The 21,490-nt window shown below is 68.2% G+C and carries 16 protein-coding genes; all 16 read right to left on the bottom strand.

The genetic code is table 11. The features are described from left to right. Positions 1-10: 10 nt before the first annotated feature. Entirely contained in the window at positions 11-940 is a 930-nt protein-coding gene (locus ABL840_RS04060) for a DUF4150 domain-containing protein (protein WP_418116195.1), read from the bottom strand. Between the two features lie 3 nt (positions 941-943). After that, entirely contained in the window at positions 944-2,011 is a 1,068-nt protein-coding gene (locus tag ABL840_RS04055) for a beta-ketoacyl synthase (RefSeq protein WP_143042926.1), read from the bottom strand. A 2-nt stretch (positions 2,012-2,013) separates the two neighbouring features. Beyond that, positions 2,014-3,066, bottom strand: a complete 1,053-nt coding sequence (locus ABL840_RS04050) for a DUF2169 family type VI secretion system accessory protein (RefSeq protein WP_093301719.1) — start codon at positions 3,064-3,066, stop codon at positions 2,014-2,016. 13 nt (positions 3,067-3,079) lie between these two features. Then, the gene (locus tag ABL840_RS04045; protein ID WP_093301717.1) at positions 3,080-3,553 is read right to left on the bottom strand and encodes a DUF6484 domain-containing protein; all 474 of its coding nucleotides are present in this window, start codon (positions 3,551-3,553) and stop codon (positions 3,080-3,082) included. Between the two features lie 4 nt (positions 3,554-3,557). Then, complete coding sequence (locus ABL840_RS04040) at positions 3,558-5,903, bottom strand: type VI secretion system Vgr family protein (protein WP_093301715.1); 2,346 nt, start codon at positions 5,901-5,903, stop codon at positions 3,558-3,560. A gap of 73 nt (positions 5,904-5,976) precedes the next feature. Next, complete coding sequence (locus tag ABL840_RS04035; protein WP_093301714.1) at positions 5,977-6,372, bottom strand: DUF4150 domain-containing protein; 396 nt, start codon at positions 6,370-6,372, stop codon at positions 5,977-5,979. Between the two features lie 23 nt (positions 6,373-6,395). Continuing rightward, a complete protein-coding gene (locus ABL840_RS04030; RefSeq protein WP_093301712.1) occupies positions 6,396-7,028 on the bottom strand; it encodes a DUF3540 domain-containing protein in 633 nt (210 codons plus the stop codon). 50 nt (positions 7,029-7,078) lie between these two features. Next, a complete protein-coding gene (locus tag ABL840_RS04025; protein ID WP_093301711.1) occupies positions 7,079-8,131 on the bottom strand; it encodes a pentapeptide repeat-containing protein in 1,053 nt (350 codons plus the stop codon). Further along, positions 8,128-10,722, bottom strand: a complete 2,595-nt coding sequence (locus tag ABL840_RS04020) for a DUF2169 family type VI secretion system accessory protein (protein ID WP_093301709.1) — start codon at positions 10,720-10,722, stop codon at positions 8,128-8,130. The genes ABL840_RS04025 and ABL840_RS04020 overlap by 4 nt, the downstream gene beginning before the upstream one ends. A gap of 19 nt (positions 10,723-10,741) precedes the next feature. Then, on the bottom strand, positions 10,742-13,780 hold the full coding sequence (locus ABL840_RS04015; protein ID WP_093301708.1) for a type VI secretion system Vgr family protein: 3,039 nt from the start codon (positions 13,778-13,780) through the stop codon (positions 10,742-10,744). Between the two features lie 25 nt (positions 13,781-13,805). After that, on the bottom strand, positions 13,806-16,520 hold the full coding sequence (gene tssH, locus ABL840_RS04010) for a type VI secretion system ATPase TssH (RefSeq protein ID WP_093204124.1): 2,715 nt from the start codon (positions 16,518-16,520) through the stop codon (positions 13,806-13,808). Further along, complete coding sequence (tssG, locus tag ABL840_RS04005; protein ID WP_093301790.1) at positions 16,517-17,611, bottom strand: type VI secretion system baseplate subunit TssG; 1,095 nt, start codon at positions 17,609-17,611, stop codon at positions 16,517-16,519. The genes tssH and tssG overlap by 4 nt, the downstream gene beginning before the upstream one ends. A 5-nt stretch (positions 17,612-17,616) precedes the next feature. Next, positions 17,617-19,509 carry a type VI secretion system baseplate subunit TssF gene (gene tssF / locus ABL840_RS04000; protein WP_093301706.1) on the bottom strand — a complete coding sequence of 631 codons (1,893 nt, stop codon included), beginning with the start codon at positions 19,507-19,509 and terminating at the stop codon, positions 17,617-17,619. A 7-nt stretch (positions 19,510-19,516) separates the two neighbouring features. After that, positions 19,517-20,032: a type VI secretion system baseplate subunit TssE gene (gene tssE, locus ABL840_RS03995; RefSeq protein WP_093204116.1), complete on the bottom strand. Its 516-nt coding sequence runs from the start codon at positions 20,030-20,032 to the stop codon at positions 19,517-19,519. Beyond that, positions 20,025-20,864, bottom strand: coding sequence for a type VI secretion system accessory protein TagJ (locus tag ABL840_RS03990; protein ID WP_093301704.1), 840 nt, complete (start codon positions 20,862-20,864; stop codon positions 20,025-20,027). The genes tssE and ABL840_RS03990 overlap by 8 nt, the downstream gene beginning before the upstream one ends. 37 nt (positions 20,865-20,901) lie before the next feature. Further along, a complete protein-coding gene (locus ABL840_RS03985; RefSeq protein ID WP_093204111.1) occupies positions 20,902-21,459 on the bottom strand; it encodes a type VI secretion system tube protein Hcp in 558 nt (185 codons plus the stop codon). Positions 21,460-21,490: the final 31 nt, after the last annotated feature.

Raw genomic sequence — 21,490 nt, 5'->3', positions numbered from 1 at the left:
TGGAGTCCTTTCAGGTGCACAGACAGTCGGGAGGGGGTTTGGCGTTGGGGTCGGTGCCGACGGTCATGGTAGTTACTTTGTCCTTCTGCGATTTCGGCATCGAGTCCATCAGGGACTGCTGATTCTTGGTGAGCGTGTCATTCGGGAACTTGACCTCGACGAAATGCTTGATGTCCTTGACCCCCAGCGACTTCAATCCGGGGGTGACTCCGGCTGCGGTGACGACGATGTCCCACTTGACGAAGGCACGGCCATTGGCGACCTTGGAACCCCATCTGCCGATGAGATCCTTGCCCGCCTGCCCCACCTCCGTGATCAGCCCCGGGTTCTTGGTCCCGCGCTTGCGCGGGTCCAGCAGGTTGCGCATCTCGTTCTGGAACTTGCTGGTCGATGGCTTCTGCTTCTTCTTGTTCTTCTTGGCCTTCTTCTTGGCCTTGCTGTCGCCCTTCTTCTTCTTCTCCATCGCCTTGCAGGCGGCTTCGCAGAGCTTCTGCGCAAGGGCTTGGTCCCCGTCCAGCGCATCGATCAGCGGCTGCTGCGCCACCCCACCCAGATTCGCCGCGTTCTCCGAGTTGTGGAACATCTTGTCCGTGAGCCGGGCCGTGTTCTTGCCGTCCATCTTCACGTCGAAGGAGTAGAGGATCCAGGTCGCCTCCTTCATGAACGTGCTGGACTTCACGCCGCCGGCCACGCCGGCGTTGTCGCCGTTGGACAGCGCGAACTTCGAACCCTTGTTGGCCGCCATCGCCTTGTCGCCCTTGACGGTGGAAGTGCCGTTGGACAACGTGATGGAGTTGGCGATGTTCGGGTAGGGCACCGGCACCGGACCGCCGGGGCTCGGCGTCTTGCACACGTCGGGGATGGTCGCGGTGCTGATGCCGATGCTGAACTTGTGGACCAGCGTGAGACTGGTGCCGTTGACGCGGATGGTGAGCGGCACGGCTTAGCCTCCCATGCCCCCGGCACCGCGCAGCAATACCGCCCCGCGCTCGCCCGACTCCGAACTGCCCCACACCATCGACAGCGGACCCTTGTCGTAACGCTTGCGGCTCGCGATGACCGCCAGCGCGATGTGCAGCGGCGAGCCCGCCGCGCCCACATCGCCCCAGCAGTCGGCTGGTGCATGGAAGTCCGACGCTGCACGAAAGCGCTCCCCGGTGCGCAGCGCGGCGAAGCCGAACTCGTCGGCGCGATAGGCCTCCCCGTTGAGGTCGCAGAACACGTTGTGCACCAACTCACCGGGGGGCAGGACCTGGAGCGCAGCGCGGAAGGCCTGGGTCAAGCCCTCGCCGACGCACACCTCGTCTGTCTTGATGAGTTTGGACTCCATGCCGATGCCAACCGACACCAGTTCCCCCAGCGGCGCGATGCCGCACAGCTGGGCCAGCCGGGGCGTTCCGAACAACACTGCACCGGCAGCCTCGCCGGGGATAAAGCCCCAGGCATTGTTGAGCGGACCACCGCCGTGGAGCTGATCGCAGGCGTCGACCCATTCGAGCGTCTCGGGCGCGAGGTACGAGTCAGTGCCCGCCACCACGCACGCATCGAAGGCATCACGCGCGCAGCCAGCCTCGGCGGCAGCCACGGCCATGTGGCCCGCTGCGTGGCCGACCTCGAAGCGCGCAATGCGGGTGAATCGATCACCCATGCGCTCCCGTATGGCCTCCAGAACCTCATCGGCCAAGCCATCAGGCTGTCCGGGGCGCGGCGGCGGCAACGCCAGTGCGAGGCCGATGCGCGGCGACACGCTTCCGCCGAGCGCCGTCAAAGGCGCCAGCGCTTCCTCGATGGCCGGCAGCAGCAGCGCTCCCAGGCGCGCAGCACCATCGAGGCCCACGTCGATCCAGGGTGCCCGCGCGATGCGCATCGGCTCGCCGGCCGTGTCGACCATGTACGGATGCTCGGAGAAGCCACATACGCCGGCGCGCACCGCCGCAGCGCTGGCCCACGCATTTCGCCCTATGGGCGTGCTGGCACCGAGCCCGAGGATCCGCAATGCGCTGCCAGCCATGCTCAGGCCTCCACCGCCTGCTCGGGCACGGTCTCGCCCAGGCGCAGCAGCCGTTTCTCGAAGATGCGCGTCTTCAGCAGCTTGTGAACCTTGGGATGGCAAGGCAGCGTGCTGTGCCAGACCAGCGAAACGCGCATCGCAGCCGGCTCGAGGATCACCGTGTGCAACTGCGGTCGCTCATGCAGAACCTGCGTGCCGTCGGAGAAGAAGGTTTCGAAACCCAGCAGCACGCGCGGCAGCGTGAAGCGGATCTCGGACTGCTGCGCCAGATGCACCATCAACACTGGCTCTCCGCCCACCAGAAACTGCGGCGCCTGCTGGTCCGCAGGAGCGCACTGGTAGTGCCTGTCATCGAAATCCACCGGCAGCAACGGCAACCGCTCCCTCTGCCACGCCTCGTCGTACGTTCCCGCGAACCCCGCGCGCGGTTGCCAGTGGTTGCACAGCGGTCCGAAGCCCGCCGGCTCTGGCCGTTCGTTCCAGGTACGCACGAGCTGGTCGGGGTACTCGATGTTCGGCAGCCGCATCCCCTCCGCATGCACGGCTTCGAACGCGAAACCGGTGCCTACCGGATTGCGCACGTCGAACTGCGGATTCGGCGCATCGCACGTCCATGGATCGACACCGCCATACGCGCGTTCCCACACCAGCGGCATCGTGACGAAGGACTGGGGCTCCGACGGCGAACCGCCCAGCCATACGCGATCGCCCGTCACGCGCAGCCGCTTCGCTATCGGACCGACGCGCAGTCCCACGTCGATCTGCGTCACCGGCACGCCGCCGGGCGCATGCGCGTGGCCGATCAACAGCACGTCGGTCGTCTGCTTCGTGCGCACCAGGTCCATTTCGTACAACAGGCTCGGCTGGGGCGCGGCCTCGTCGACGAAGACGGGCGCCTGCGCGACGGGTGGCTGTTCGGGCGCGACGCTCGTCTCGCCGTCGGGCGCGATGTCGAAGCTGCACTTCACCGCCACGAGCCAGATCTCCGCACCGTCGCGGTCGCGCACCCAGGTGCGTTCGGCGGCGTAGGGCGTGCGGTTTTCGAGTTGCCACATGGCGTGTGCCTCGTCAGTTGATGCCCACGTAGGCGCCCTTGACGCGGTTGGCGCCGCTCGAGCGCGAGAGCACGTAGCTGCCGTTGATCAGCACCTTGCCCGCGCGCGTGAGCACGATGCTGGCCTCGCCGCAGCGCAGCTCGATGCGCTCGCGCGCCTGCAGCACGACGCGCTCGCCGTCCACGCGCGCGTCGAACGCCGGCGTTTCCGTGTGCGGCGGCTGCACGCGGCCCACGATGACGGGGTGTCGCGCCTCGCCCTTCTCGAAGGCGACCACGACGGCCGCGCCCGCATCGCCGGGCGCCAGCCCCACGGTCGACAGCGCCTGCACCGGCGCCATGCCCTCGCCCAGCGTGACCAGGAAGCGTCCCTCGGCATCGAAGCCGGCGAAACGGGCCACCGCCACGCCCTGGCCCGAGAGCTTCGACCATGCCGCCACGCTGTGCAGCACGCTGCGCGCGCTCCTGAGATCGGTTTGGTCTTCCACGGCCTCAGTCCTCCCCCAGGTTGGAGCCCTTGATCTTGATCGAGCCTCCGGCCTTGAACGATGCGGTGCCGTCGGCCTTGATGGTGATCTTGGCGCCCTTGATGGTGATGCCGCTGGCGTTCATGACGATCTTGCTGCCGCCCGCCTTGAGCATGATGGTGGGGGCCTCGACCATGCAGATCGCGCCCGCCTTGATCTTGATCGGTCCCTTCGAGGTCTCGGAGATCACCGCGGCCGACAGCTTGTGCGGGCCGCCCACGGATACCGACTGCAGCGCACCCACGCTCACCTTCTGCAGCCCGCCCACGCTCACCATCTGCGCACCGCCGACGCTCACGGTCTGCACGCCGCCCACGTTGATGGCCTCGCCGGCGCCCACGCTGTGCATGCGGCCCGCGCCCACGGTGTGCGCCTCGGCCACCGAGATGGTGGTGGTCTGCATGCCGTTGACGGTGTGGCTGCGCCCGCCGTTGACCGTCACGGTCTCGCCGCCGTTCACCGTCTCGGTGCGGTGGCCCGTAATGGTGATGGTCTCGGTGCCGCCCACGGTCTCCGTGCGGTTGGCGCCGATCGAGACGCTCTGGTCCACGCCCACGTGCTGCATCTGGTTGTTGCCCACACTCTCCGAGTCGTCGACGTCGATGGTGTCGGTGCGGCTGTTGTGCACGGTGGTCGTCTGGTTGTTCTCGACCGTGGTGTTCATGTCGTACTGGCCGTGGATCGTCACCTTCTCCTTGCCGGCGGTGTCGTCCATCGACAGTTCGTTGTAGCCCTTGCCCTTGTGCGTGTTCGACTTGATGCCGCTCACCACCGCGCCGGCCGGCAGGCCGAACGGTGCCATCGATTCGCCGTTGTAGAAGCGGCCGATGATGATGGGCTGGTCGGGGTCGCCGTCGAGGAAGTCGACGATCACCTCCTGGCCGATGCGCGGAATGCTGATCGCGCCCCAGCTCTTGCCGGCCCAGGGGTGCGACACGCGCACCCAGCACGAACTGTTCTCGTCGTTCTTGCCGTAGCGGTCCCAGTGGAACTGCACCTTCACGCGGCCGTGCTCCTCGGTCCATATCTGCTCGCCGCTGCGGCCCGTGACGATGGCGCTCTGCGGGCCGGGCATGGTCACGCGCGGCGTCATGCGCGGCGGGCGCCAGGGCGTGTTCAGCGGGATCGCGGTGAGCAGGAAGCTGCAGGCCCCCTGCCTGCCCGTGCGCAGCGTCGGCGTCTCGGCGATCAGGTCGCCCACCAGTTCGGCCATGCCGGCATTGACCGGATCGTCGGCCAATGCCTCGTGCAGCACGACGTCGATGGGACGCTGGCTCTCGAGGAAATTCGCGCCCTCGTAGCCGGGGTGGCTCGCGACGAAAGTGCAGGCGGCGATCAGGTAGTCGCCGTCGCGCTTGCCGTCGGGGTCGCCCTTGAAGGCGAAGCTGCGCCCGGCCGCCACATCGGGCCAGCCGGTCAATGCCCAGTGGCGCTGCCGCCGGCCGACCAGCTCGTCCAGGCGCAGCTGCGCGAGGTTGTCGGTATCGTCGCCCGACTGGTAGCCGCCCGGAAACTCGAACACCTCCAGGTCGGCCAGCTCGTGCGTGTCGGGGTCGCCCTTGTCCGCATCCAGCTGCTTGCTGATGACCTTGAAGTCGCGGTCGCGCGACGCGAACTTGCCCGACTCGAACTGCCGCGAGCTGACCCAGCGCGTGATCTCGTTGAAGCGCCCTTCCGATGCGCCGCGCTCGACGTGGTTCAGCGTGTCGGCCGCCGGCAGCTTCTCGTGCGCCAGCGTGCTGGTGTCCGACAGGTACAGGGTGCCCGGCGCATCGTGCGCGTCGAACCAGTAATAGATACCTTCTTCTTCCAGAAGGCGCGAGAGGAACTGGTAGTCGCTTTCCCTGTACTGCACGCAGTACACGTGGGGCGCATGCGGGCCCACCACGCCGCCCGCCTTGATCTTCTTCAGGCTGCCGACCGGGCTGTCGTCCAGCACAGCGTCGATCACGCCCAGCACCGGCTTGTTCTGCAGGATGCGCGCGTTGGTCCGCTTGCTCAGCAGCCAGAACCACGAACGCAGGCTGATCCGGTATTCGAGGAAGCGCCCGCTCTGCGACACGCGCGTCAGGCGCACCGCGTGGCCCTGGCAATGCCGCTTGTGGGCGTTGCCGTCGGCATCGGCGAACTCGATCACGACGTCGAAGGAGCGGCCCAGCACGTCGGCCGCGTCGATGCTTTCGTTGTCGGTCAGCACGGTGAGCTCGTAGGCGGAGGGACGCGCCAGCACCTCGTGGCCCACGATGCGCCAGAACATGAGCTTGTCGACCGCGGGCGAATCGCCCTGGATGCTGAACTTGTGATCGGCCATGCTTCCCCCTTTTTTCTCTCTCTCATCGCCTCTCCTCTCCCCTGGTCCGTGCGGACGGACCGGACAGCGGAACCTACGGCGCCAACAGCAGCACCAGCGGCTGGCTCGGCACGGTGCGCACGCCGGGGCAGTTGGTGCTGTTCTGCAGCGACACGCTGGTCAGGCGCGACGCGGGCATGCCCATCAGCAGCACCGTGAAGGCGCCGGTGAGATGGCGGCTCGGCCCCATCACCGTGCCCGAGGCCACGCCCAGCAGCACGCCGGAGTTGTCGCCGTTGGTCATCGGAATGGTGGTGCCGAGGTTGTGGGCCGGACCGCCCATGATGAGGATCGTCGGGCAGTTCGGAATCGCCATCGGACCCATGGCGATGTTCGGATACGGCACCGGAATCGGCGACGGCGCGGCGGGCGTGATGCAGACATCGGGAAAGCCCATGTCCGTGCCCATCAGCTGGCAGTTGGCGAACATTTCTCTTTCTCTCCGCTGCCGCTTCAGCCGAAGTGGATCTGCGCGCCGCGCGCCTTGACCAGCTCGCGGCCGTTGACCAGCGTGTGCTCTCCCTCCAGGCGCATCAGCTGCTGCGCCTCGCACTCCACGTGCGTGGCCGACACGCGATCGATGCCGTCGGTAGTGCGCAGGTAGTGCCTGCTGAAGTGCTGCACGCGGTCCATCACCGACGACAGCACCGAGCCCACGAGCTTCAAGCTGGTGCCGACCACACTGAGCTGGCGGCCGACGACGTCGGCGCTGTCGGTGGCCAGGCGCGTGCGCTGCGTGGCGATGTCGAGCTCCTCGGCAGCGAGCTCGATGCGCCCGCCCTCCGCGGCGATGCGCATGCCGCCGCCTTCGCAGTTCACGACATTGGCCGTGCCCTCCTCGCGCTGCAGTACGGCCATGACCCACACCTCGTCGGGCGCGATGCGCAGGCAGGCCACGCTGTCGCCAGCCGCGGGCTCGAGCAGGCAGCTCGCGGCGCGGCGTGCGCGAAGCTTCAGGTCGCCGCTGGCAACGACCTGGCGGCCCTTCGCGTCGGTGCCCAGGATGCCCACGCACCACTCGCCGCCGATGGCCTTCGCGGCCGGGCGCTGGCGTGTGCGGGTCTTCAGCGTCGTTTCGTTGTTCATGGCGTGTTCCCTCTGTGTTCGTTCATCCGGCGAATCTGGTGATCAGGCAATCAGGCGACCAGCGGCTGCCAGCGCTCCGATTCCGCGAGCTCCGGATCGGTCTCGAGCGCGCGGGCGCGGTCGCTCATCTGCGCGTTCTCGGTGATGGCGGCGTGCAGCACGGTGCGCAGCATGGTGGCGCGGCGCAGGTCGGCCGAGGTGAGATCGGCACGCCTGAAGTCGGCATACGTCAGCTCGGCGCCGCTGAAGTTGGCGCCCTGCACTTTCGCGCCCGCGAAATGGGTCTGGTACAGGTCGCAGCCTGTGAAATTGGCTTTGGGCAGCACGGCGCCGGTGAAGAGAGCCTGCCGCAGGCGCGCGCCCGAGAAGTCGGCTCCCTTGCCGGTGGCCGCGCAGAAGATCGCCGACGGCGCCACTGCGTTCGCGAACTTCGCGCCTTCGAGGTTGGCGCCCTGGAAGTTGCACTGCTGCAAGGTGACGCCACTGAAGTCGGCCCCGCCCAGGTCGGCGGACGAGAACTGGCAGCCGTTCAGGTCCAGCCCCGCAAACGGCATGCCCTTCAGCGAGGTCTTGAAGAACACGTTGCGCAGCATGCGCGCGCCGGTCCACGTCAGGTGCGAGAGATCGCATTCGTTGACGGTCGTGTACTGCCAGCTTGTGTCGTCGGCGCAGACGTCGAGTAGCACCGACTGGCTGAGAACGGCGGAGTCGAGCCGCACGCCGCGCAGCACGGCATGGTCCAGCCGGCAACGCGCCAGCGTGGCCATGGTCATCGCCGACTGCGCCATCTGCGCGTGCGTCAGGTCGCACTCGGAGAAGACCGCACCGTGCAGATTGGCTTCGCGCAGGTCTGCGTGGTCGAGCTTGCAGCGATTGAAGACGGCCTTGCGCAAGTTGGCGCCCGATGCGATGGCGCCGCGCAGGTCGCATGCGTCGAACACGGTCTCGCGCAGGTCGGCACCGCGGAAATCCGTTTCGGCGAAATTGATCCGGGAGAAGATTCCGCCGCCGAGCGCGAGGCCCGCGTAGCGTCCCTTGCGCAGGTCGAGGCCTTCCAGCGCCTCGCCGACGCTGACTGCAATGGCCAGCAGGTTCGGGCTCATGCTGCGGCCTGCTGTTCCGGCGTGAGCCGTGGCCATGTTCGCGCCCGCTTGAGCAATGCACCGTCGAAGCTCGTCGAGCCGTCCAGCCGCACGCGCCCGAGGTCGGCGCCGAATAGATTGCTGCGCCGCAGGTCGGCCCCGCGCAGATCCGCCGACTGGAAGATGGCGTCGCTGAAGTTCACGCCCGACAGCAGCGCGTTGGTGCAGACGGCCTTGCGCATCAGGGCACCCTTGGCGCTGGCGAGCCGCATGTCGGCGCCCTCGAGCAGGGCTTCGCAGAGATTGGCGCCGTCGAGCACGGCGCGAATCATCTTGGCGCCGCGCGCATCAGAGGCACCGAAGTTGAAACGGCGCAGGTCGGCCTGGCTCATGTCCGCACCGGCCAGGCTGCTTCCCTTGACCGCCACGGTGCCGGCGCAATGTGCCGCCATCATCCTTGCGCCGTCGAGCTTGCTGGTCACGAAGGTCGCGTTCTCCATTTTCGCGCCGTGCATGTCGACACCCGAGAGGTCGGACTCGATGAAGTTGCAGACGGACAGGTTCGCCTCCGGCCAACGCATGCCTTTCAGGTCCAGCTTGTGGAAGACCTGGCCGCTCAGGTCGGCACCGGCCCAGTCGGCCTCGCCCCACGTGGTGTGAAGCAGGTTCGCCTTGGCGAATGTCGCGCGCCGCATCTGCGTGCCGGCGAATGCGCAATGCATGAGCGTCGCGCCGCTGAAGTCGGCATCGTCGAAGACGCCGCGGGCGAGCCGCGCCTTGCCGAGGTTGGCTTTGCCGAACTTCGTGCCGATGGCGATCGCGCCTTCCAGATTCGCGTGCGCCAGCACTGCCCCCGCGAGGTTGGCGCCGGAGAGATTGGTATTGGCGAGGTTCGCGCTCTCGAGCCACGCGCCTTCGAAGTTCACGTCCCGCAGGTCGAGGCCCGAGAGATCGGCGCCGGTGAGGTCGATGCCCGCGAAGAACTTGATGCCCGCTGCGCTGGCGCGTGCCATCTCGCTGCGCAGCTTCGCGGCCTCGCCCACGGCCATCGGGTAGGCCGGCGGCTGCATGTGCGCGGACTGGAGATAGCCCGCGCGATGCGCATCCTCGATCTGGCACAGCTTCGGATAGATCGGCGCCAGGTCGACGGGCCTCGTTCCCATGGCCACCTGCGCGCGCATCTCGGCCATGTGCCTGTCGGGGTCGTATTTCGGCGGACCGCGGTGCTGCAGCTTGGCGAGGTCGATCTTCTGCTCCTGCGACATCGCCAGCGCCCGCTCGATGACCGTGACCGCATCCTCGACCGCCGCCCACCGCTGGGCCTCGGCCTCCTTCATCTTCTTCTCGAGGTAGGGCGGCAGTTCGTCGCCGACCGGAACCTTCTCGCGCGGCGGCATCCGGATGCCCAGTGCGTCCGGGTCCTTGCCCATGGAGATGGCCTTCTCGCGAGCGAAGGCCACATCCATCCCGGCGCGACGGCGCTGCGCTTCGCCCTGCAGTCCCTCCGTCCCGAAGGGCGCCTTCGCGGCTTCCACATCGGGGTCGACGGTGCTCACACCCTCCGGGAGCAGGTCGCTGTCGACGATGGCGTAGATCGGTCCCATCTTCGGATCGGCACGCTTCGCGGCAGCGTCCAGATAGTGCGCATCGGAGCGGACCTGGCCGATGCGTTCGACCGCCCCCATGAGGCTGACCACGTCGGAGCCGTCGTCGGTCCCGACCTCGGCCAGGCCCTGGAAGATCGCGATGCAGCGCTCGGCATGCGGAAAGAACCACACCGTCGTCAGCCGCAGCGGCACTTCGCGCACCTTGGGCTCGCCGACCGCCATGCGGTAGCCGACGAACACGCGGGCCCGCATGCCCGGCAGGCGGCCTTCGATCAGGCGCTTTTCCGGATGCATGTTCTCGAACGAGAACGGTTCGTCGCCGACGAGCGCCGCGCCCATCCACTGGTCAGGCGGCGCGAGGTTGAAGTAGCGCCAGTCGGTGTCCGGCGCGAAGCCCGGCGCGTGCAGCTTCAGGTAGTCGGCGTCGTAGGTGCCGCGGTACTGCACGCGCTGCGGATGCATCACGTCGAGTGCGCCCATGCCGGCGGGCGCAATGGCCTGGTCGGGGCGAAGGAGGCGGTCGTGCGGCAGTTCGATGTTGGGCAGCCAGGCCACGCCATCCGCCTTCTGCCTGCCGCGGCCTGCGGTGTTGAGGGGAAAGTCCGTCCCGCCGTAGGCCCTCGACCAGTCCAGCGGCATCTCCGCGAAAGGCCGGGCCTTGCTCGGCTTCGATCCGTCCCAGTAGCGGTCGCCCAGTACCAGCAAGGTCTTTTCCTGCGTGCCGAAGCGGGCCCTCACGGCACAGCCGTCGGGCCGGTCCGGGGGCGGGAATGCCTTGCCGTGCACCAGGAACTCCGGCGTGAGCTTGGCCACGCCCTCGTCGATCATCGGCTGGGCCATCTCCTTCGCCAGGAAGGACCACATCGACTGCTCCGCCCACAGCGTTGCGCACTCGCCCTGCGCGAACGGCAGGTGCAGGCAGGCGCTGATGCTGAGCCCGAAGCGCTTGCGGTACTCGATGGGGCGCGTCGACAAGCCGAGCGCCTGGGGTTTGAGGACTTGCATGGTCGATCGACAGCCCTCTTCATTCCCAGTCGTCGTTCGGCGGTACCCCGCCGTCCAGCGGGTCGGATGACGGCGGCGGCGGCGGCGGCGGTGGCGGTGGCGGTGGCGGTGGCGGTGGCGGTGGCGGGGGCGGCGGTGGCGGGGGCGGCTGTGGCGGCGGTGGCGGTGCTGGCGGCGTCGGGCTCCACTCCTGCGTCGGCTCCGCGGGGGCGCCTACCCCTGGTGCAGGCGGCGGGGCCGGTGGAGCCGGCGGAGGCGGGGGCGGTGCGGCGGAGCCGTCCGCGTTGACAGACTCGTCGGCCGCCAGTCGTTCGCCGCCGGTGCCGACGCCAGCGGCACCCAAGGCACCGACGATCAGTTCACCGCCGGCGATCGCGACAGTGCCGACCACCGGGATGCTGCCGATCACGCCTTCCGTGCGACGGTTGCGCGTGATCGCGCCGAGCGAGCGCAGCCGGCCCGCAAGGCCCGGCAGGTGCGCGGCGTCGGCCTCGTTGGCTGCGTTGTCCAGCGCATTGGCGGCGTCCGCGTACTGCTTCAGTGTCGCGGCGATGTCCGCGTCCGCACTGGCAAGGCCCGCAACCGCTCCGAGCATGCCGGCGACCGCGGCTCCGCCCGCGCCACCGGCACCCGCTCCCGGCGTGAAGGTGTGCAGCGCGGCCTGCTCCACGTCGACCGGAAAGGCCTGGATCTCCGGCGCGAGGCCGGACGACAGCTTGACGCCCAGCGCGGTATCGATGGCCACGCCTCCGAAGTTGGAGATGGCGATGGCCAGCGCGTTGTCGATGCTCATGCCCATGAAGGTCGAGCGCGCGATGCCCAGGTTGGCTTCGCTGTTGGTGCCGATGTAGCCGCTGGTGTTCGGCCCGAGGATGGTCGTGTTGGAGCCGACCGAGGTCGCGTCGATGCTGCCCACCGCCATCATCTCGATGCCGGTGTTGCTCATCAGCTTGATCTTGTTGGCCATCAGGTGCAGCGGCCCGGTGGGCACCGTGATGTACTTCGAGCTCGCCCCCGTCACCATCCAGTCGATGTGCCCGGCCTCGAAGCTCATCTTCGCGGCCTTGTAGGTCACGTTGCCGCTGACGGTGATGGTCTGGTTGCCGATCACGTTGCGGGTCTCGCCGGCGCGCGAGGTGTCGGTGCGCGCACCGGTCACGTCGCTCAGGCTGGTGCCGGTCACCATGGTCTTGTCGTTGCTGTCGACGAAAGTGGTGCGGTCGCCCACCACCTGGTTGTTCTGCTTGCCCTTGACCGTGTTCTTCTGATCCACCACCACCATGTTCGTGTCGTTGCGCGTCACCGTGCTCTTGCGGTCGCGGTCCACGTGGTTGGTCTGGTCGCGCTTGACGGTGACGCTCTGGTCGCGGTCGATGGTGGTGGAGTCGTCGCGCTCCACGCTGCGGCTCATGTCGAGCTCGGCGTGGATGTTGATGTTCTCCTCGCCCTTCTTGTCCTCGAACATGATCTCGTTGTAATTCGAGGAGCCGCCGCCGGGCGTGGAGCGGGTCTTGAAGCCGCTCTGCGTGGGCGACTTGTACGGTATGGGCTGCTCGTCGTTGTAGACGCGGCCCATGATGATCGGCCGGTCGGGGTCGCCGTTGAGGAAGTCGACGATCACCTCCTGGCCGATGCGCGGGATGAAGTAGCCGCCCCAGCCCTTGCCGCCCCAGGGCTGCGACACGCGGATCCAGCAGGTCGACTTCTCGTTGCTTTCGTCGTAGCGGTCCCAGTGGAAGTGCACCTTCACTCGGCCGTGGTCGTCCACGTGCAGCTCGTCGCCCTTGGGGCCGACCACGATGGCGGTCTGCGGGCCGGGCATGGTCACGCGCGGCGTGAGGCGCGGCGTGCGGAACAGGCGCTCGATGGGCATCACGGTCAGCAGGAAGATGCTGTTGCCGGTCTGCGCCGCCGAGAGCGCGGGCGTGGCGGCGATGATCTCCTCCAGCACCGGCAGCGTGTCGGCGTTCACCGCGTCGTCGCGCAGCACGTCGGCCAGTGCGTCGTGCACGGGCCGGGCCGGGGCGCTGGCGCTCACGCCCTCGTAGCCGCGATGGCTGGCGACGAAGGTGCAGGCCGCGATGATGTAGTCGCCGTTGCGCGTGCCGTCGGGGTCGCCCTCGTACTTGAAGCCGCGACCGGCCGTCACGTCGGGCCACGGCGTCACGGCCCAGTGGCGGTCGCGGTGAGCGTTGAGTTCGTCGCCGCGCAGCTTGGCGCGGGTTTCGGCGTCGTCGCCGCTGAAGTAGCCGCCGGGGAACTCGAAGAGCTCCAGGCTCGCCAGTTCATGGTCGTCCGACGCGTCGATGTCGGCGCCCAGCTTCTTCTTGATGGCCTTGAAGTCGCTGTCGCGCGAAGCGTGCTTGCCGGTGTCGAACTGCCGCCCGCTGACCCAGCGCGAGATCTCGTTGAAGCGCGGCTCGGCGGCGTTGACGGCCATGTGGCGCAGGGTGTCGGCCGCGGGCAGCTTCTCGTGCGCCATGTCGCTGGCATCCGAAAGGTGCATGGTGCCGGGTGCGTCGTGCGCGTCGAACCAGTAGTAGATGCCCTCGTCCTCCAGCAGGCGCGAGAGAAAGCGGTAGTCGCTCTCCTGGTGCTGCACGCAATAGCGCCTCGGGTTGTGCGTGCCGATCACGTTGTCGGCCTTGGTCTTCTTGAAGCGCTTGATGGGGCTGTCCTCGAACACCGCGTCGAGCACCTCCAGCACCTTCTTCTCCTGCAGGATGCGCGAGTTGGCGCGCTTGGTGAGCAGCCAGAACCACGAGCGCAGCGTGATGCGGTATTCGTAGTGCCGCCCCATGTGGCCCGCGCGCACGAAGCGCACCGCATGGCCCTGGCAGTGGCGCTCGTGCGTTCCGCCGTCGGCGTCCTTGAACTCGATCACCACGTCGAAGGCATGCCCCAGGATGTCCTTGGCGTCGATGGCCTTGTTCTTCGAGATCACCGTGAGCTCGTAGGTCGACGGACGCGCAAGCGCCTCGTGCCCCACGATGCGCCAGAACATCAGGTCGTCCTTGGCGGGTGAATCGCTCTCGATGCGGAACTCGTTGTCGGCCATCTTTTTCTCTTGGGGTGGAGGCTTGTCAGTCGAAGGCGTAGGTGAAGTCGGCGTCCTTCACGTCGAGCGCCACGCGGCGGATCTCGCCGCCGGAGGCCAGGCGCTGCAGGTACTCGACGGAGATCGTCGGCAGCACGGTGTTGGTGAGGATCGCGTCGATCACACGCCCGCCCGACTCCGGGTCCTGGCAGCGCGCGACCACCTGGTCGACCACCGCGTCGCTGTACTCGAAGGGCACGCCGTGGTTGGTTTCCACGCGCTTCTTGATGCGGCCCAGCTGCAACCGCACGATCTTCTTCATCATCTCGGGCGACAGCGGGTAGTAGGGAATGGTGACGATGCGGCCCAGCAGCGCGGGCGGGAACACCTTCATCAGCGGCGCCTTCAGTGCATCGGCCAGGCTGTTGGGCTCGGGCAGCAGCTCGGGGTCGCGGCACATGCTCATCACCAGCTCGCTGCCGGCGTTGGTGGTCAGCAGGATGATGGTGTTCTTGAAGTCGATCATCCGGCCCTCGCCATCTTCCATCCAGCCCTTGTCGAAGACCTGGAAGAAGATCTCGTGCACGTCAGGGTGGGCCTTCTCCACTTCGTCGAGCAGCACCACGCTGTAGGGCCGGCGGCGCACGGCCTCGGTCAGGATGCCGCCCTCGCCATAGCCCACATAGCCCGGAGGCGCGCCCTTGAGCGTGGAGACGGTGTGCGCCTCCTGGAACTCGCTCATGTTGATGGTGATGATGTTCTGCTCGCCGCCGTACAGCGCCTCGGCCAGCGCGAGCGCGGTCTCGGTCTTGCCCACGCCGGAGGTGCCGCAGAGCATGAACACGCCGATGGGCTTCTGCGGGTTGTCCAGCCGCGCGCGCGAGGTCTGGATGCGCCGCGCGATCATCTCCAGCCCGTGCTTCTGTCCGATCACGCGCTGGTTGAGCGTGTCGGCGAGCTTGAGCACGGCCTCCACCTCGTTCTTCACCATGCGGCCGACGGGAATGCCGGTCCAGTCGGCGACCACCGAGGCCACGGCCTGCTCGTCGACCGAAGGCAGGATGAGCGGCGACTCGCCCTGCACCGCGTGGATCTTCGCCTGCAACTCGTGCAGCTCGGCCAGCAGCGCGGCGCGGTCGGGCGCGGGTTCGGCGGATGCGGGCGCGGCCGCATCGGTGGCCGTGGCTGCAGCGGGCGTGTCCACCGGCTTGTTGCCCGCGCGCAGCTTGCTGCGCAGCTCCAGCAGCCGGTCGACCAGCCCCTTCTCTTCCTGCCAGCGCGCATTCAGCGCATCGAGCTGCACCTTCGATTCGGCCAGCAGCGCGGCAACCTGCGCGGCGCGCTTGGTCACGTCGATGCCGATGGCTTCCTCGCGGCCGATGATTTCCTGCTCGACCGTGAGGCCCTCGATGCGGCGCATGCAGTCTTCCACCTCGGGCGGCGTCGCATGCTGCGACACGGCCACGCGCGCGCAGGCGGTGTCGAGCAGGCTCACGGCCTTGTCGGGCAGCTGGCGCGCGGGAATGTAGCGGTGGCTCAGCTTCACTGCCGCCTCGATGGCCTCGTCGAGCAACTGCACGCGGTGGTGCTTCTCGAGCACGCTGGCCACGCCGCGCAGCATCAGGATCGCCTTGGTCTCGTCGGGCTCCGGCACCTGCACCACCTGGAAGCGGCGGGTGAGTGCCGGGTCCTTCTCGATGTACTTCTTGTACTCGGCCCAGGTGGTGGCGCCGATGGTGCGCAGGTTGCCGCGCGCCAGCGCCGGCTTGAGCAGATTGGCTGCGTCGCCGGTGCCGGCGGCACCGCCCGCGCCCACCAGCGTGTGGATCTCGTCGATGAAAAGAATGATGGGCGTGGGCGAGCTCTGCACCTCGTCGATCACCTGGCGCAGGCGCTGCTCGAACTCGCCCTTCATGCTGGCGCCGGCCTGCAGCAGGCCGATGTCGAGCGTGAGCAGCTTCACGTCCTTGAGCTGCGGCGGCACGTCGCCGCGCGCCAGGCGCTGCGCGAAGCCTTCGACCACGGCCGTCTTGCCGACGCCGGCCTCGCCGGTGAGCAGCGGGTTGTTCTGGCGGCGGCGCATGAGGATGTCGACGATCTGGCGGATCTCCTCGTCGCGGCCCGTCACCGGGTCCATCTCGCCCTTCTTCGCCTTCTCGGTGAGGTCGACCGCGAACTTCTTCAGCGCGTCGCCCTTGCCCATGGCGGCCGGGGCCATCGCGCCCGAGTCTTCGCCCGGTGCGCCGCTGCCCATGCCGGTGCCGTCCTGCGCGCGCATCTGCGCTTCGGGCGAGGCGTCGCAGATCTTGGCGAAGTTGTCGGCCAGGTCTTCGACCTTCACTTTCTCGAACTGCTTCGACAGGCCGAACAGCGGGTTGCGCAGGCTCTGCGTCTTCAGCATGCCCACCAGCAGGTAGCCGGTGCGCACCTGCGCCTCGCCGAACTGCAGCGTGGCGTAGGTCCACGCGCGCTCGATGGCGTTCTCGATGTGCGGGGAGAAGTCGCTGATGGCGGTGGCGCCGCGCGGCAGGCGGTCGAGCGCGGTTGTCATGTCCTTGGCGATGACCGACACGTCGAGGCCGTAGTGCTGGATCACGCGGTGCAGGTCGGAGTCCTGCGCCTGCAGCAGCTGCGCGAACCAGTGCTCCAGCTCCACGTACGGATTGCCCCGCATCTTGCAGAACACGGTGGCGCCTTCGATGGCCTTGTAGGCCAGCGAGTTGAGCTTGCCGAAAAGGGCTGTGCGGCTGATTTCACTCATGAGGGACTCCGTATCTCTTCTGAACGAATGAAGATGGGCTTGTTGAAAGACTGGTTGCCGATGCGCACGTCGGCGGCGTTGCGCGAGCGTGGGCGCTCTCCGAGCCACGACACCCAGCCGAGGCGCGGCGCGCTGCCCTTCGCGTCGCCAAGGCGCGTGGCCGGCACCTGCGCCTTCTCGAGCACGAGTTCGGCATCCCACTCGAGCTCGTCGCCGAGCAGCTGCTGCATCCAGCGCTGCAGCACGGGGCGCGCGTTTCCGATGGGAAGGAACATGCGGTACTGCTCCAGCGTGAGCGGCCCCAGGTGCAGTCGCACGCGGTGCTGGCGGTCCCACGCGCGGGTGCCGAGCATGGCGCCCATACCCATCGAGCGCGAGCTCTCGCCCTGCCCCAGCCGCGTGAGCTCGCCGGCCGGCAGGCTCATCCAGTGGCCGACCCAGCGCTCCAGCTTCACCGGCACGCCGAAGTAGCTGCACAGCACCGATTCCACGCTCTCCACGTTGTGCACGCGGCGCGCGAGCCAGCCCGAGAAGTGCAGGCGCGCGTCGTCGTGGATCTCGTCGCGGTCGACGCGGCCCGGCGTGCCGATGCCGACCAGCGCGCCGATCTGCAGGCGGAAGCGGTCCTCTCCGGGACGGTCGAGCGCGACGGCGGGACGCGACTGCGCCCACGCGCGATAGAAGTGCAGCGAGAAGCGATGAGAAAAGCTGTCGAGGAAGGCCAGCCAGGTCGGGTCGCCATGGTTCAGGCTGCGCTCGCGTATGAAGTCGCTCAGGTGCACCGGCAGCGGTCCGTTGGGGCCGATGTAGCCGAAGAACTGCTGGCGCAGGCGTGGCGGCGAATGCACGGTGGCGGGCTCGAAGCGGCTGAAGCTCGCTGGCGCGAACGACAGCGACGGCTCCTGGCCCACGCGCACCGGCTCGGCGCCGGGCAGCAGTGCGCGGCCCCAGCGCGGCGTGGTGCGCGCGACCGATTCGAGCCGGCGCATCACTGCGAAGTAGTCGAAGGCCCAGGGCTCGCTCGACCATTCGCGCAGCGCCGCGTCGACGCGCGCCTGCACGGTGCCGCCGGCCTCGAGTGGCCGGGCCACGCTCGTCACAGGATCTGCCGCGTTCCGCACAGCGGCCTCCAGCGCATGGCCTCGCCCTTGCCCGCGATGCGCAGCACGGTCTCGACGAAATGGTTCACCTCGACGTGGCGCGAGAGAAAGCGCGCCAGCACCGCGCCGAACAGGAAGGCGCTGTGGCCGTGGAAGGCGTCCTTGTCGACCTCGAGCGTCACCTCCAGGCCGCGCCCGAAGGCGATCGGCCCCTTCAGCGGCAGCCTGCGCGCCACGGGCTTGCACTTCACCGACAGCAGGCCGCGCACCTGGCCCTGCCGCATCTCGTCGGCATGCACCGCGTAGAGCATCAGCGTCTCGCGCAGCGCGGCGGCGCCCTGCTCCGGCGTGCTGTCGGACAGCGACAGGTAGTTGAGCGCGAGGTGGTCGACCACGCGCCACCCCAGCCCCTGGCTCACCACCGGCGACACCGGCCGCGACGGTCCGCGCACCATGCGCACGCGCTGCACGGGAAAGGAGTCGACGCAGTCGAAGTCGTTCTCGCGGCCCAGCGGCATCAGCAGCGGCAGGTCGCGGTTGGTGCACAGCGCGGTCACCGCCAGCTGCCGCAGCGTGGCCGCATACGGCGCCTGCTGCGGATCGACGATCTGCATGTAGACCTCGGAGCCGATGTGGCTGCTGCGGTTGCCCTCGGTGCGCTGGCGCACCGACAGCATGCGCGGCTCGCGCGTGGTCGTGAAATAGGCCGGGTGGCTCAGGCGGCTGCCGTGGAAGGCCGAGTAGAAGGGCCTGAACGGCTGCTCGGCCGCCACCGCGTCGCTGCCGGGCGCGCCGTGGCCGATGACTTCGGTGACGGTATGCACCTCGAAGTCCTGCGGGCGCGTGCGATCGGGCACGAGGTGGAACTGGCTCACGCCCTCGGTCATGGCCACGCGGTCGAGCCGCTTGTTGAACAGGTTGACGGCGGGCACGCAGTGCAGCAGCACGTTGTCGGCGCTCACGAGTTTCTCGAGCGCCGCGTCGCCGCGCGAGAACAGCAGCACGATCTCGACCTCGGCGACCGGCATCTCCGCCAGCAGCGCCCTGAGTCCGCCGATGCGCACGAACTGGAAGCGCTGCGGGAACGCGAAGTACTCCTGCAGCAGCCTGAAGCCCGAGAAGCCGGTGGCGGTCACGGACAGCAGGGCCTCGTCGTCCTCGAAGCCGACCGCGCCGATGGCGCTCGGCGGCAGGCTGCGCGCGGTGCCCTGCAGGGCGCCGCCCGCACCGAGCGGCCGCACCAGCACGCCGACCGGCTGGCCCAGCGCGCATTCGTGCAGCTGCCAGGCCACGTCCTCCGCGCCGCCGAAGTGCAGCACCAGGTCGTCGAGCGCGATCTGGCTGAAGTCCAGGCCGGCCGTGGCGCGCAGCGCGATGCGCAGGCCGCCGCGGATGGCGCGCGACTGCGGGTGCGTGTTCAGCGGCAGGTCGGGCGCGTAGGTGAAGTACTGCGCGCGTTGCACCTCGACGGGCCAGACGCGCAGCGCGCTCGCCGTACGGAACTCGCAGTGCGTGTTCTGCCCCACCGCCTGCCGCGCGCGCAGGCCGCTGCCGCGCGGCAGGCTCGGGCCGGTGGCGAGGTTGGCGTCGTCGGGGTCGGGCGCGAACGAGACCACCACCATCGCCGGCGTCGGCGCGAGGAAGTGCGGATAGACGATGTCGAGCAGGTGACCGGTGAAGCGCGGGTATTCGGCGTCGAGCTTGAGGCCCACGCGCGCAGAAAGGAATGCAGTGGCCTCGATGAGCCGCTCCACGTACGGATCGGCGACCTCCTGGCCTTCGATGCCAAGTCGATGCGCAATCTTTGGAAATGCGCGTGCGAACTCCGAAGAGCTCTCACGGAAGTAGCGCAGTTCCTGTTCATACAGGCTCAGCAGCCGAGGGTCCATGTCGGACTTACCTTGGGTTTTGCGCCATGTCCACTATCTCGATGCGGCCCTCTTCAAGGTCTACGCGGCTTCGCATGAGGAACTCGAGCGGCACGGGCTGCGCCCACAGCATGCCGCGGATCTGCAGGCCGATGCTGTTGTGGGAGTCCAGTGCCGGGCCTTCCATGATGAGTTCGACTTCGAGTGTTCGGGACAGGATGCGCGGCTCGAACTGCAGGATTGCGTTCTTCAAAGCCTGTTCCATGCTGACACGCTGCACCGACGAGGTGAACTGGCCAGACAGCATAGGCAATCCGTAGTTGATGACCGAGCGCGCCGCATTCGGGTACTGCCTGTCGTCCATCGAGAGGCCGTAGCCGGTGGCGTTGAAGAGCCACCCCAGGTCGCGCAGCACGGCCTGCCGCAGCGCCTGCTTGGTCAGCGTGCGCTTGTCGTCGCCCTCGCGCTTCTCGTCGGGCGCGTTGTCGACGAGGCGGTCGAGCAGCGATGGCTGCAGCCGCTCCTGCGCGGTGAGCTCAGCCATCGACCGCACCTTCGGCGGGCGCTTCGGCCGATGCATCGGCCTGCGTGAAGAGGATCTCGCGCACGTCCATCAGCGCATGCTCGCTGCCGTCGCTGCTGCTGAGCACGCGCTGGCCGTAGCCGGCCCACACCTCGGGACGCAGCTCGCGCCATTCGGTCTTGCGTGCAAGCCGCAGCTCGCCGTCTTCCACCTTCTCGGTGCCCTCGTAGCGCGTGGGAATGAGCGCGAGCGTCTCGCCGCCGTTCTCGAACTGCAGGTGCGCAGGCATCCACACGCAGTCGCGCAGGTCCTCCGGCGGCTCGATCTTGATGTGGGCAAGGCGTGCGTAGGGAATCCAGTAGTACTTCCCGTTGACGAAGGCCTCGAGCACCGGCCCCAGGCGCATGTCGGCATCGGCCAGCCACTCGAAGGGCTTGCCGTCGATGCTGCCGCCGATGGCGGGCGCGCCGTCGAAGGCGCGCTGGCGCAGGTCCTCGGCCAGCTCGCTCTCGCCGCGGCCCTGGCGCAGCAGCGACTCGATGAGCAGCGCCAGCCACTCGTCGGGCTGGCCGAAGATCATCGGCGTGCGCGTGCCGGCGAACACCTCGGCGCGCAGGCCCTCGCACCGCACGGCCTCGCCGTAGACCTGCTTCATGGGCACGGCCAGCGCGTCGAGCTCGGCCGCGACGGTGAGCTGGTTGAGCGCGCGCTCCCACTGCCCCAGCACGCACAGCAGCTGCGCCATGAACACGCGGTGCTTGCTGTCGGAGGGCTTGGCGCGCACATCGTCGCTCAGGGCCTTGAGGGCGGCGGCCGGGTCGGCGGCCTTGAGGAATTCGGCGGCGGTGGTCATGGCGTGCGGCTCCTTGTGGCTGGGCTGGGTGCGCGGCTCATGCACGGGTGAACTGGCATTCGCGCACCGCGCCGCGCAGGCCTGTGGTCTTCTGCGGGGCCGAGCGGACCTTCACCGTGCGGTAGCTGATCGAGATCAGCTCCGAGGGCACGCCCCAGTGGCCACCCGAGCTGAGCACCAGCCGGCAGATGCGCGCGTTCTCCAGCACCATCTCGAAGGTCGACTGCGCATCGGGCGAGCGCTCGTCGCCTCCCGACTTGAAGGCGCTGATCATGATCTTCAGGTCCTTCTCCTGCGCGCGCAGCAGGCTGGCGATGGTGGCGGTGGCCGCGTCGCTGCGGCGCGCGACGATCAGGTTGTTGGGCACGACCTGGTTCTGACTGGAAGACTCGGGCACCTGCACCGACCAGTAGTAGCCGCCGATGTTCAGGCGCGCCTTGCCGTCGTCGAAGCTGCGCTCCAGCTCGCCTTCGACTGGCGCGCCCTTGTTCTCGATCAGCATGACCAGGTCGGTCTCGGCCGAGCCGGTGCCGATCAGTTCGTAGAACTGGCGGGCGTCTTCAGGGCTCCAGGAGCCGTCGTCAAGGAATGCCATATCACCTCCGGAAATCGAGAGAACAGGAACA

The organism is Variovorax sp. NFACC27, from assembly GCF_048301545.1.
Classification (GTDB): Bacteria; Pseudomonadota; Gammaproteobacteria; order Burkholderiales; family Burkholderiaceae_C; genus Variovorax; species Variovorax gossypii.
This window is presented reverse-complemented; position numbering and strand designations above follow the sequence as displayed.